The sequence below is a fragment of the Streptomyces sp. TLI_185 genome (assembly GCF_003814765.1).
Taxonomy (GTDB): Bacteria; Actinomycetota; Actinomycetes; order Streptomycetales; family Streptomycetaceae; genus Streptomyces.
In genome coordinates this window covers 3,105,258-3,117,056 of record NZ_RKRB01000001.1, presented here as the reverse complement: position 1 = coordinate 3,117,056, position 11,799 = coordinate 3,105,258, and the positions used below count along the sequence as shown (strand labels likewise).

Below are 11,799 nucleotides of genomic sequence, written 5' to 3'. Positions count from 1 at the left end.
GCTCTGCAGGTGCTCAGACACGGGAGGCGTAGATGGCGTCATGGACGTGGCGGTTCGAGAAGGCCGACGGGGCGGAGGTCCAGCCCGCGGTCCAGCCCGAGGAGTTCACCACGCAGGGGGACGCCGAGTCCTGGATCGGGGAGCACTGGAAGGCCCTGCAGGACGGCGGCGCCGACCAGGTGCGGCTGTTCGAGGACTCGGCGGAGATCTACGGGCCGATGAGCCTGCACGCCGAAGAGGCGTAGGAGGTACGGAGGGGGAGGGAGCGGCCGCAGTCCGGCCGCTCCCTCCCCCTTCTCGTCTCACTGCTCGCCCAGCGTCACATCGACCTTCTTCTGACTCCCGTTCCGGGTGAAGGTCACCGTCGTCCTGTCACCCGGCTTCTGCGCCGCCAGCGCCTCCGACAGGGACGTGATGGTGGTGATGTCCGTGTCGCCCAGCCTCATGATGACGTCCCCGGCCTCGATGCCCGCCTTGTCGGCCGCCCCGCCGCTCTTCACGGCGACCACGGCGACCCCGGCGGCCTGGTAGCTGCTGTCGACGACCGTACGGCCGGTGATGCCGAGGGCGGCCCGCCCCGAGTCGGTGACCTTGCCGCTCTTGATGATCTGGTCGGCGATCGTCTTCACTATCGACGAGGGGATCGCGAACCCGATGCCGGGCGCCGCACTGTTGCCGAGGCCGGGGTCGGTGGCGGCCAGCGTCGGAATCCCGATGACCTGCCCGTCGAGGTTGACGAGGGCGCCGCCGCTGTTGCCCGGGTTGATGGCCGCGGACGTCTGCACCATGTTGGCGATGGTCGCGCCCGTGCCCCCGGCGGTACGGCCCTCGCTCACGGTCCGCCCGGTCGCCGACACGATCCCCTGCGTCACGCTGGACGACAGCCCGAGCGGCGAGCCCATCGCCAGCACGATCTGCCCGACCGCCACCTTCGAGGAGTCCGCGAAGGCGGCCCCCTTCAGCCCGCTCGGCACCTTGTCCAGCTTGACGACCGCGAGGTCCTGGTCCGGGTACGAGTAGACGAGCCTGGCGGTCAGCGCGTCCTCGCTGTTGGCGGTCGTCACCCTGAAGGTCTTCGAGTCTCCGACGACATGCGCGTTGGTGACGATGCGCCCCTTGGAGTCGTACACGATCCCCGACCCGAGATCACTCCCGGCCTGGATCTGCACGACCGACGGCAGCACGTTCTTGATCACCGTCTGGTAGGCGCTCTGCAGATCACTGCCCGCCATGGGCGCGACGGCCTGTGCGGCCTGCGCTGTCGTCTTTTCCTGCTCGCCGGAGGAATCAGAGCTGGAGCAGCCGGAGACGAGTGCGAGTGCACAGGAAAGCACGGCGACGGGAACGAGCAGCCGGAAGGCACGGATACGGGCAACGTCCATGCCCCGAGTCTCTCTTCGGGACGAATGCCCAGCTTGCGCTATGCACCCGAACGGGATCGGAGCTGCCCTAAAGGGGCGCGGGGATCTGCGCGACCAGCCACGATGGCGCTGCAGACGATCGACGGCACATCGCCGCCCCGCGGCGGAGCCGCACAATCAGTGCAGCCCCGGGGGGCTCAGCCCCGCACCCCACAAAGATGCAGCAACGCCGCCACCCCCCGGTACGGATCCGTCCGCCCGGCCCGCTCCTCGACCGCGAGCAGGGTCTCCACGTCGCCCGGGATCTCCGCCCCGTCCTCCGCGGTGTCCGTGAACACCCGCACCCCGTACCAGGCGTGCAGCGGCGCTGCGATCCCAGCGAGCGTCGCGGTCAGCGCCTCCAGCCGGTCGGCCCGCACGTCGAGGCCCAGACGGTTCGTGTACGACAAGGTGTCGAAGGCGCCCAGCGCACCGGCCCAGTCCCCGGACAGCCCCGGCCGCATCGCCAGCGCGTCGCCGTTGCGCACGAGCAGCGACAACAGCCCGCCGTGGGCGAGCATCCGGGCCAGCCCGGCCAGCAGCGGATCCGGCTCCTCGACGTACATCAGCACCCCGTGGCACAGCACCACGTCGAAGCTGCCCGGCAGGAAGTGCACCCCGGTGTCCCGGCCGTCGCCCTCGATGATCCGCACCCGCTCCCGGATGCCCTCGGGCTCACCGGAAAGGGCCTCCCGCGCGGCCGCGACCATCGTGGCGTCCTGCTCGAGCCCGGTCACCTGATGCCCGGCCCGCGCCAGCCGCAGCGCCTGCGTGCCCTGGCCCATACCCACATCGAGCACCCGAAGCCGCTGCCCTACCGGGAACCGCCCCGCTATCTGCTCGTCGAGCTGCCGGGCCACCAGCTCCTGTCGTACGACATCACGCAGCCCACCCAGTCTGCCCAGCCAGGCATCCGCCGCGCCCCCGGAGAACGACGTAGTGCTCAGGGCCGCTCTCCGCGCTTGACCTGCGGCTTCGGCAGCCGGAGCCGACGCATCTGGAGGGAGCGCATCAGGGCGTACCGGGTGGCGCCCTTCGTGTTCTGGTCCGGGAAGCGCTCGGCGAGCTGCTTCTTCAGCCGGAATGCGCTGACGATCGCGTCCAGCACGATCAGCACGATCACGACGAGCCACAGCAGCAGCGCGATGCTCTGCAGCGCACCCACCCGCACCATGCTCAGCACCAGGATGACCACGGCCATGGGCAGGAAGAACTCCGCCACGTTGAACCGCGAGTCGATCCAGTCGCGGGCGAACTTGCGCACCGGGCCCTTGTCGCGGGCGGGGAGGTACCGCTCGTCACCGCCGGCCAGCGCCTGGCGCTGCCGCTCCAGCGCGGCACGGCGCTCCTCGCGCTGACGCTTGGAGGCGTCCTTGCGCGTCATCGAGGTGTTGGCGACGCTGCGGCGCTGGGACTGGGCCTCACTGCGCTTGGGCGTGGGCCGACCCTTCTTGGCCTGCGGGTCACGGGGCTGCTTGGAGTCGGTCAGCGACGCCTTGTCGGCGACGGCTGCCTTCTCTTCCTTGGCACGGCTACGGAACACAAAACCCAAGGGTACGGGGTGGCCGGGGTTGGACCCCAGCCCGGCGGGGAACGATCCGGCAACACCAGTCGTCATGTAAGGGACAGAGGGGACGGTTTCCCTGGGGGGACACCTACTCCCTACGCCGGAGCGGGAACAGTTGCAGTCGTCCTTGGGGATGAGCGCATCCGTCCCCGAACAGTGCGTCAATGGATGCAGGGCCCGTACTGTGGGTTCTGTCGCAGAGCTGGAGCTGGAAGTCCGTCAGAAGGGGGCGCGCGAAGCCCATGAGCGGTGTCATGAAGCGTATGGGGATGATCTTCCGCGCGAAGGCGAACAAGGCCCTTGACCGGGCCGAGGACCCGCGCGAAACCCTCGATTACTCGTACCAGAAGCAGCTTGAGCTGCTTCAGAAGGTGCGCCGAGGCGTCGCCGACGTCGCGACGTCCCGCAAGCGCCTGGAACTCCAGCTGAACCAGCTGCAGGGCCAGTCCACCAAGTTGGAGGACCAGGGCCGCAAGGCGCTCGCGCTGGGCCGTGAGGACCTGGCCCGCGAGGCGCTGTCCCGCCGTGCCGCGCTCCAGCAGCAGGTCACCGACCTCGAGACGCAGCACGCCACCCTCCAGGGCGAGGAGGAGAAGCTCACCCTGGCGGCCCAGCGGCTCCAGGCCAAGGTCGACGCCTTCCGTACGAAGAAGGAGACGATCAAGGCGACATACACGGCCGCCCAGGCACAGACCCGCATCGCCGAGTCCTTCTCCGGCATCTCGGAGGAAATGGGCGACGTGGGCCTGGCGATCCAGCGCGCCGAGGACAAGACCGCACAGCTCCAGGCGCGTGCCGGCGCCATCGACGAGCTCCTCGCCTCGGGCGCCCTGGACGACCAGTCCGGCATGCACAAGGACGAGATCCAGGCCGAGCTGGACCGGATCTCCGGTGGCTCGGACGTGGAGCTGGAACTGCAGCGCATGAAGGCGGAGCTGGCCGGCGGCTCGTCCCAGCAGGCGATCGAGGGCGGCACAGGGCAGGCTCAGTCCCAGCAGCAGCCGAAGGACACCCCGCGCTTCGACAAGCAGTAGGGCCCACGCCTAGGAGGCCGACATGGGCGACATGATCGTAAGGATCATGGGGGAGGGGCAGGTGAGGCTGGCCGACAGCCACCTCACCGAACTCAACAAGCTCGACGACGTACTCCTGCAGGAAATCGAGAAAGGCGACGGCCCCGGCTTCCGCCGCACCCTCGAGGCCCTCCTCGCCAAGGTCCGCGAACTGGGCGAACCGCTGCCCGACGACTCCCTGGAACCGTCGGAACTGATCCTGCCGTCCCCGGACGCGACCTTGGAGGAGGTCCGGGATCTGCTGAGGGACGACGGCTTGATTCCGGGATGACGCCGGTTGCGGATTTCAGCCCGTCCGGCGTTTGAGGACGAGGCCCCTTCGGGGCCGAAGCGGGCGTCTGGGGGCGGCAGCCCCCAGTGCGGGCACGTGTCAACCCCGGGTGCAGGACAAAGGAAGCCTCAGCCGGCCCCCGTTCCTAGCCCCGCAGGGACGCCGTACTGTTCAAACGTGAGCGGCACCCTGGAGAGAACGAGATGTCGCCTGACGGCGCACCCCCTCGCGCTGGACGCGACCCTGGCGGCCGGTGTGCTCGTCTGCATGGTGGCCGGTTCCTTCGTCGATCCGCACGGCAAGAACGGCGTCACCTGGGGCGTCCGCACCCCCGACGCCCTCGCCCTCGTCCTCATGGTCCTCGGCGCCCTCGCCCTGGTCTTCCGCCGCCGCGCCCCCAGAACGGTCCTCGCCCTCACCGGCACTGTCTCCCTCGTGGAGTGCGTCGTCGGCGACCCCAGGGCCCCCGTCGCGATGTCCGCGGTCATCGCCCTCTTCACTGTCGCCGCCGCAACCGACCGGGCCACCACCCTGCGCCTCGGTCTGCTCACGATGACGGTCCTCACCGGCGCCTCCATGCTCTTCGGCCCGTTGCCCTGGTACGCCCAGGAGAACCTCGCGATCTTCGCCTGGACCGGCATCGGCGCGACCGCCGGCGACGCCGTACGGAGCCGTAAAGCAGTCGTCCAGGCCATTCGCGACCGCGCCGAGCGAGCCGAACGCACCAGGGAGGAGGAGGCCCGCCGCCGGGTCGCAGAGGAACGCCTGAGGATCGCCCGCGATCTGCACGACGTCGTCGCCCACCACATCGCCCTGGTCAACGTCCAGGCGGGCGTCGCCGCGCACGTCATGGACAAGCGCCCCGACCAGGCCAAGGAAGCCCTCGCCCACGTCCGCGAGGCCAGCCGCTCCGCGCTGAACGAACTCCGCGCCACCGTCGGCCTGTTGCGCCAGTCCGGCGACCCCGAGGCCCCCACCGAACCCGCCCCCGGCCTGGACCGCCTCGACGAACTCGTCGGAACCTTCCGCAGCGCCGGCCTGCATGTCGAGGTCGCCCGCGCCGACAACGGCACCACTCTCCCCGCCGCCGTCGGCCTGGCCGCGTACCGCGTCATCCAGGAAGCCCTCACCAATGTCCAGAAGCACGCCGGTACGCAGGCGAAGGCCGAGGTCAGTGTCGTACGCGTGGGCCCGAACGTGGAGATCACCGTCCTCGACAACGGCTCCGGCGAGGACGACGCCCCCGAGAGCGGCGGCGGTCACGGTCTGCTCGGCATGCGCGAGCGCGTCACCGCCCTGCGCGGCACGCTGACCACCGGCCCCCGCTACGGCGGCGGCTTCCGCGTCCATGCGATCCTGCCGGTCAAGACCCGTACGGCCACCCCGGGGGGAACCGCATGACCATCCGCGTCCTGCTCGCCGACGACCAGGCGCTGCTGCGCAGCGCCTTCCGCGTACTCGTCGACTCCGAGCCCGACATGGAGGTCGTCGGCGAGGCCTCCGACGGCGCGGAGGCGGTACGGCTGGCCAAGGAGGAGCGGGCCGACGTCGTGCTGATGGACATCCGGATGCCCGGCACCGACGGCCTCGCCGCCACCCGCATGATCAGCACCGACCCCACCCTCGCCCACGTCCGCATCGTCATCCTCACCACCTTCGAGGTCGACGACTACGTCGTGCAGTCCCTGCGAGCCGGCGCCTCCGGCTTCCTCGGCAAGGGCAGCGAGCCGGAGGAGTTGCTGAACGCGATCCGGATCGCGGCCGGCGGCGAGGCCCTGCTCTCCCCGGTCGCCACCAAGGGCCTGATCGCCCGCTTCCTCGCCCAGGGCGACGCGGACGACGGCCGCGACCCCGCCCGCACCGAGCGTCTGGAGGCGCTCACCGTCCGCGAGCGCGAGGTCCTTGTCCAGGTCGCCGGCGGCCACTCCAACGACGAGATAGCCGAACGCCTCGAGGTCAGCCCGCTCACCGTGAAGACCCACGTCAACCGTGCCATGGCCAAGCTGGGCGCCCGCGACCGGGCCCAGCTGGTCGTGATCGCGTACGAGTCCGGGCTGGTACGTCCAAGGGTGGAGTGAGCTCGACCCGGCCGTATTGCCGTGTTTGATCGGCTGCGCTGTGTTCAACCGGGCTGGTTCCAACCCGGCTGGTGTTGATCGCGTCAGACTCGGCCGCCGCTGACCGGTTGAGCAGCGAGAGCCAGGAATCCCCGGTCCCGGCTGGGGAGGGTTCAAAGAAGAGAGAGCCCTGATCTCGCCTCGCATGGCGAGCTTGGGCCGGAGTAGGTACCGGGGATCGCGATCGCCTGTCGTGTGATCGCGACGCCCCCTCTTCAAGCAGCAACTCCTGCCCATCATGAACTGCCGATGGTGTCCGTCCTCGCGCCGTACCAGGGCGCGTCCCCGGACGTCGTCGAGAAGCAGGTCGTGGAGCCCTCCAGCGCTTCTACGTCCCCGTCCTGCGCTTCGCGACCCGCCGCCGCCTGACGAGCGTGCTGCTGGCGGTGGTGATCCCGGTGGACACCTTCGGCATGGCGCCGCTGTTGAAGACGAACTTCTTCGACCAGGGCGAGCAGGAAGTCCTCACCGTCAAGCAGGAGTTGAAGCCGGGCAGGACTACCAGGTGACGGTCGGCTCGTCCGGCTTAGGCGGTGCAGGCCGCGCTGAACAGCGTGATCGAGGCGTCGTCGCGGTCCGCGAGCAGGTAGAAGGGGATGCCGCCGCGGGCGTAGCAGCGGCGTTTGGCTTCTGGGTCGGCCCTGGGCCTGGTGGACGTCACCTCCAGCACCATGGCGACACCGTCGCACGGCATCCAAGGGTCGGCGCCGCGGTACAGCCGAAGTTTCCTGGGGGCGAACGTGCCGTCCGGGATCACGTGATCCTTCGGGCAGCCGCTCCCACTCTGCGGCTTCAGCCCCTTGTTCCCTGAGAACTGCATGTCGGTTCGGGACCGCATGTACACCTGGTTCATGATCAGTTCGATGTAGTCCTCGTGGTCCCCGTCCGGCGGGGGCGTCACTACGATCTCCCCCTCGATCAACTCGGCCCGGAAACCCTCCGGTGTGTCCAGAGCGAGGAAGCCCTCCAGCAGGACCTCCTCCTGCGTGAGTTCGGTCGCTCGCCAGAATGGGACATCGGAAGATCACCTGTGCACGAGATCGGGAACCGTTCTTTCGAACGTGGCACAAGACGGCGGCCGGATCTCGTACGCGACCCGACCGCCGTCCATCTCCACCTCTGTCCGTTCACCCCCACCTCCGGATCCGCCAGGCCACCCGCCATCTCCGTTACGTATCCTGTGGCCTCGAACTGCCGTTCAGGGAAGGGATTCGGGCGTGCCGCTGCACAAGGACGACCCGAAATCGGTCGGCGGGTACAAACTGGTCGACCGGCTCGGGTCCGGCGGCATGGGGGTCGTCTACTGGGGAAGATCACGCTCGGGCCGTGACGTCGCCGTCAAGGTGGTGCACGCCCAGTACGCCGAGGACCGGGTCTTCCGCGCCCGCTTCCGCCAGGAGATCGAGGCCGTCCGCAAGGTCAGCGGCGCCTTCACCGCACCGGTCGTGGACGCCGACCCGGAGGCGGTACGGCCCTGGATGGCGACCCAGTACGTCCCGGGCAGCTCCCTCGCCGAACGGATTCGCGACCACGGTGCCCTGAGAGGCACCGAACTGCGGCGGCTGGCCCTGGGGTTGTTGGAGGCGCTGCAGGACATCCACCGGGCCGGAGTGGTGCACCGGGACCTCAAGCCCGCCAATGTCCTGATGTCCGAGGACGGCCCCCGCGTCATCGACTTCGGCATCTCCCGAGCCGCCGAGAACCACCAGACCCTGACCGAGACCGGCCAGATGATCGGCACCCCGCCTTTCATGTCACCGGAACAGTTCACCGACGCCCGCACCGTCGGACCCGCCTCGGACGTCTTCTCGCTCGCCGCGCTCCTGGTCTTCGCGGCCACCGGACGCAGCCCGTTCGACGCCGACAGCCCGTACCTGACCGCCTTCCGGGTCGTCCACGAGCAGCCAGGACTGGACGGCGTACCGGGGCCGTTGCGCGCGGTCCTGGAGCGCTGCCTGGTCAAGGACCCCGCTGACCGGCCCCAACTGGACGTACTGGCCAAGGAGTTCGCCGAGGCCCTGCCCGAGCCGGACCCCATGGACCCGGACACCACGACCCTCCGCCTGGCCGACCTGAGGACCTTCGAGGAGACGTACGCCGGGACCGGCGGCGCGGGGCCCGGAAAGGTCACCCGGTCCGGGCGCACGCGACGCCGCAGGGTCCGCCCCTTGCTGGTGGCGGCCTGCACGGTGGGTGCGCTGGTCCTGGGGACGGGGTGGTACATACGGTTTGGGCCGGGCTTCCCGGACGGCGCCCCGGCGGCCGGTTCCGCCTCGTCCGCGGACTCCCGCTGGGCGGCGGTCCCCACCGGGTGGCAGCCCTGGCAGACGACGATGTCCGAGACGGCACAGCGGGGCGAGGTCAACGCGCTCGCGAAGGACAGCGGATACGCGGGCGACGCCACCTGCCAGACGTACGAGAACGCGGTCTACTGCGCGGGCAACAACATCCTCCCGGTCCGTCTGGACGGCCGTACCGGCGCCACCGTCTGGCGCTCCGCGCTCGCGACCTCCGCCGAGGGCGCGGACCGGGCGCGGGACAACTTCGAACTCCTCGGGGTGCGGGACGACGCGATGCTTCTCCAGCACTACGTCTACGGGGCCGACGGGGGCACGAAGGCGAGCATCGTCGCCCTCGACACCGAGAGCGGCGAGCAGCTGTGGTCCCGCCGGCGCAACAACGTCACCGTCGACCAGATCGTGTCCGGCGACCTCGTGCTGACCCCCGACCTCACCGGCCGGCTGGTGACGGCCCGCTCCCCGCGCACCGGAACCGACCGCTGGACCCTGCAGCTGCCCTCCGACGACTACTGCCAGTTCACGACGGCCGGCTCCCGCCTGTATGCGCAGTGCTTCCCGGACGACGCGACCAAGGACGCCGTACTCCTGGAGCTGAACAAGGCCGACGGATCGGTGCTCCGGCGGCTGAAGACCCCGTACGCGAGCAGCCTGCTCGGCACCGTCGGGGGCCGGCTGGCCTTCGTGGTCGGCGGCGACACCGCCCCGGCGCGCCCCGAGGACCTGAAATTCGACGAGATCTGGCTGCTCGACCCGGACACCGGCGCCGCCACCACGACGAAGCTGACGAAGATCTACGACGGCTCGGTGCGGCTGGCCGCCGACACTCTGTGGATCACCCAGGCCAACGGCCAGGTGACCGCCGTGTCCCCGCTGACCGGCAGACAGCGGTGGCAGACCAGGACCGACGTGGAGGGTTCGGGACAGCCCACGTACGACGCCCGCACCCGCACCCTCTACCTGGCCAGCACCAGCGGCCGTGTCGCCGCCCTCGACACCCGCAGGGGCACGCTGCTGTGGGAGACGGGCGCCCGCGCCGACCAGCTCGCGAGCGGCGACGTGACCAAGTCCAAGGTGCTGCTGTACGGCGGCGCACTGGTCGCGACCACCCCGGACGGCACCGTCTTCAGCCTGGACCCCGCGCACCCCGAGCGGAAACCCGTCTCGGGGTGACGGCGGGGCACAGGGCTACGGCAGCGCCAGCATCCGCTCCAGGGCCAGCTTCGCGAACGCCTCGGTCTCCTTGTCGACCTCGATCCGGTTGACCAGGTTGCCCTCGGCCAGGGACTCCAGCGCCCAGACCAGGTGGGGCAGGTCGATGCGGTTCATGGTCGAGCAGAAGCAGACCGTCTTGTCGAGGAAGACGATCTCCTTGCCCTCGGGCGCGAAACGGTTCGCGAGGCGGCGGACCAGGTTCAGCTCCGTGCCGATCGCCCACTTGGACCCGGCGGGCGCGGCCTCCAGGGCCTTGATGATGTACTCCGTCGAGCCGACGTAGTCCGCCGCGGCCACGACCTCGTGCTTGCACTCCGGGTGGACGAGGACGTTCACGCCCGGGATGCGTTCGCGCACGTCGTTCACCGAGTCCAGCGAGAACCGGCCGTGCACCGAGCAGTGGCCGCGCCACAGGATCATCTTCGCGGCGCGCAGCTCGTCCGCCGTCAGCCCGCCGTTCGGCTTGTGCGGGTTGTAGAGGACACAGTCCTCCAGGGACATGCCCATGTCGCGGACGGCGGTGTTGCGCCCGAGGTGCTGGTCGGGAAGGAACAGCACCTTCTCACCCTGCTGGAAGGCCCACTCCAGGGCCTTCTTGGCGTTGGACGAGGTGCAGATCGTGCCGCCGTGCTTGCCCGTGAACGCCTTGATGTCCGCGGACGAGTTCATGTACGAGACGGGCACGACCTGCTCGGCTATGCCGGCCTCGGTCAGCACGTCCCAGCACTCGGCGACCTGCTCGGCCGTGGCCATGTCCGCCATCGAGCACCCGGCCGCGAGGTCCGGCAGGACGACCTTCTGGTCGTCGGAGGTGAGGATGTCCGCGGACTCCGCCATGAAGTGCACACCGCAGAACACGATGTACTCGGCCTCCGGACGCGCCGCCGCGTCCCGGGCCAGCTTGAACGAGTCACCCGTGACGTCGGCGAACTGGATGACCTCGTCGCGCTGGTAGTGGTGGCCGAGCACGAAGACCTTGTCGCCCAGCTTCTCCTTGGCCGCGCGGGCACGGGCCACCAGGTCCGGGTCGGACGGGGACGGCAGGTCGCCGGGGCACTCGACGCCCCGCTCGCTCTTCGGGTCGGCCTCGCGGCCGAGCAGCAGCAGGGCGAGAGGAGTCGGCTGTACGTCGAGCTCCGGGGTCTGGGCGGTGGTCACGACACGCACCCTTTCTGTTCTGCGGGAGGTTCTGCTGGAGGTTCTGCGGATGGAATCTACGGACGTGCTTCTCGTCGAACTGACGCTATCTATCATAACCCGCTTCACGTCAGTTTGACGATGGTCATAACGTCGATGTGACATGAATCCCGATGAGCCGTTTTCCGCTCGCCATCGCATGTGCGAGCATGAAGGAGGCACCGAAAACAGGCGCCCGGCCCGGAATGAATCCGCGGCCTTGCCGGTTGCACCAGTCGGCAAGCAGTCTCCGTACAACCCGGGAGAGATGTAGATGTCCGTATCGGACGAGACCAGCACCGTCACCGACGGCATCATCCTGTCCGACGCCGCCGCGGCGAAGGTCAAGGCCCTGCTCGACCAGGAAGGCCGTGACGACCTGGCCCTGCGCGTCGCCGTTCAGCCCGGTGGCTGCTCCGGCCTGCGCTACCAGCTCTTCTTCGACGAGCGTTCGCTCGACGGTGACGTGGTGAAGGACTTCGGCGGCGTCAAGGTCGTCACCGACCGTATGAGCGCCCCGTACCTGGGTGGCGCGTCCATCGACTTCGTCGACACCATCGAGAAGCAGGGCTTCACGATCGACAACCCGAACGCGACGGGCTCCTGCGCCTGCGGCGACTCCTTCAGCTGAGCCTTGCTGAGCTGCTGAACAACTGAACAAGCCGAAGGCGGCGGCCCCCTCC

Annotated in this window: 11 protein-coding genes and 2 pseudogenes; 8 read left to right on the top strand and 5 right to left on the bottom strand. The window is 69.5% G+C overall.

Annotated elements, in window-relative coordinates; genetic code table 11:
- Window positions 1–32 precede the first annotated feature (32 nt).
- Complete coding sequence (locus EDD92_RS14165; RefSeq protein ID WP_030932574.1) at window positions 33–245, top strand: hypothetical protein; 213 nt, start codon at window positions 33–35, stop codon at window positions 243–245.
- Between the two features lie 57 nt (window positions 246–302).
- Here the strand turns inward: EDD92_RS14165 and EDD92_RS14160 are convergent, their stop codons facing one another.
- The 3 genes from EDD92_RS14160 to EDD92_RS14150 form a co-directional block, all read right to left on the bottom strand.
- Window positions 303–1,382: a S1C family serine protease gene (locus EDD92_RS14160; RefSeq protein WP_123964638.1), complete on the bottom strand. Its 1,080-nt coding sequence runs from the start codon at window positions 1,380–1,382 to the stop codon at window positions 303–305.
- Window positions 1,383–1,558: 176 nt separating this feature from the next.
- On the bottom strand, window positions 1,559–2,260 hold the full coding sequence (locus EDD92_RS14155; RefSeq protein WP_123964637.1) for a bifunctional 2-polyprenyl-6-hydroxyphenol methylase/3-demethylubiquinol 3-O-methyltransferase UbiG: 702 nt from the start codon (window positions 2,258–2,260) through the stop codon (window positions 1,559–1,561).
- Window positions 2,261–2,343: 83 nt separating this feature from the next.
- Window positions 2,344–3,018 carry a DUF3043 domain-containing protein gene (locus EDD92_RS14150; RefSeq protein WP_123964636.1) on the bottom strand — a complete coding sequence of 225 codons (675 nt, stop codon included), beginning with the start codon at window positions 3,016–3,018 and terminating at the stop codon, window positions 2,344–2,346.
- Window positions 3,019–3,236: 218 nt separating this feature from the next.
- Here EDD92_RS14150 and EDD92_RS14145 point away from each other — a divergent pair, with 218 nt between their 5' ends.
- From EDD92_RS14145 to EDD92_RS51075, 5 genes and pseudogenes are all read left to right on the top strand, one after another.
- A complete protein-coding gene (locus EDD92_RS14145) occupies window positions 3,237–4,001 on the top strand; it encodes a PspA/IM30 family protein (protein WP_030932579.1) in 765 nt (254 codons plus the stop codon).
- Between the two features lie 31 nt (window positions 4,002–4,032).
- Complete coding sequence (locus EDD92_RS14140) at window positions 4,033–4,311, top strand: PspA-associated protein PspAA (protein WP_123970387.1); 279 nt, start codon at window positions 4,033–4,035, stop codon at window positions 4,309–4,311.
- A gap of 177 nt (window positions 4,312–4,488) precedes the next feature.
- Complete coding sequence (locus tag EDD92_RS14135) at window positions 4,489–5,712, top strand: sensor histidine kinase (RefSeq protein ID WP_123964635.1); 1,224 nt, start codon at window positions 4,489–4,491, stop codon at window positions 5,710–5,712.
- Window positions 5,709–6,389, top strand: coding sequence for a response regulator transcription factor (locus EDD92_RS14130; protein WP_030932585.1), 681 nt, complete (start codon window positions 5,709–5,711; stop codon window positions 6,387–6,389). Before EDD92_RS14135 ends, EDD92_RS14130 begins: the two co-directional genes overlap by 4 nt.
- 353 nt (window positions 6,390–6,742) lie before the next feature.
- A pseudogene (locus EDD92_RS51075) lies at window positions 6,743–6,922 on the top strand (hypothetical protein); the annotation flags it as partial.
- Between the two features lie 50 nt (window positions 6,923–6,972).
- Here EDD92_RS51075 and EDD92_RS14125 read toward each other — a convergent pair.
- Window positions 6,973–7,401 (bottom strand): annotated as a pseudogene (locus tag EDD92_RS14125) (Uma2 family endonuclease); the annotation flags it as partial.
- A gap of 244 nt (window positions 7,402–7,645) precedes the next feature.
- Here EDD92_RS14125 and EDD92_RS14120 point away from each other — a divergent pair.
- Window positions 7,646–9,898, top strand: coding sequence for a protein kinase domain-containing protein (locus tag EDD92_RS14120; RefSeq protein WP_123964633.1), 2,253 nt, complete (start codon window positions 7,646–7,648; stop codon window positions 9,896–9,898).
- A gap of 15 nt (window positions 9,899–9,913) precedes the next feature.
- Here EDD92_RS14120 and nadA read toward each other — a convergent pair whose 3' ends face one another.
- Window positions 9,914–11,098, bottom strand: coding sequence for a quinolinate synthase NadA (gene nadA, locus EDD92_RS14115; RefSeq protein ID WP_123964632.1), 1,185 nt, complete (start codon window positions 11,096–11,098; stop codon window positions 9,914–9,916).
- A gap of 292 nt (window positions 11,099–11,390) precedes the next feature.
- Between nadA and EDD92_RS14110 the strand changes: the two genes are divergently transcribed.
- Window positions 11,391–11,747, top strand: coding sequence for an iron-sulfur cluster assembly accessory protein (locus tag EDD92_RS14110; RefSeq protein WP_030582488.1), 357 nt, complete (start codon window positions 11,391–11,393; stop codon window positions 11,745–11,747).
- Window positions 11,748–11,799: the final 52 nt, after the last annotated feature.

What these genes read in the sequence shown, in the direction of transcription:
- EDD92_RS14140 (WP_123970387.1), top strand. Translation starts at nt 4,033, where the DNA reads ATGATCGTAAGGATCATGGGGGAGGGGCAGGTGAGGCTGGCCGACAGC.
- EDD92_RS14130 (WP_030932585.1), top strand. Translation starts at nt 5,709, where the DNA reads ATGACCATCCGCGTCCTGCTCGCCGACGACCAGGCGCTGCTGCGCAGC.
- EDD92_RS14165 (WP_030932574.1), top strand. Translation starts at nt 33, where the DNA reads ATGGCGTCATGGACGTGGCGGTTCGAGAAGGCCGACGGGGCGGAGGTC.
- EDD92_RS14110 (WP_030582488.1), top strand. Translation starts at nt 11,391, where the DNA reads ATGTCCGTATCGGACGAGACCAGCACCGTCACCGACGGCATCATCCTG.
- EDD92_RS14160 (WP_123964638.1), bottom strand. Translation starts at nt 1,382, where the DNA reads ATGGACGTTGCCCGTATCCGTGCCTTCCGGCTGCTCGTTCCCGTCGCC.
- EDD92_RS14145 (WP_030932579.1), top strand. Translation starts at nt 3,237, where the DNA reads ATGATCTTCCGCGCGAAGGCGAACAAGGCCCTTGACCGGGCCGAGGAC.
- EDD92_RS14150 (WP_123964636.1), bottom strand. Translation starts at nt 3,018, where the DNA reads ATGACGACTGGTGTTGCCGGATCGTTCCCCGCCGGGCTGGGGTCCAAC.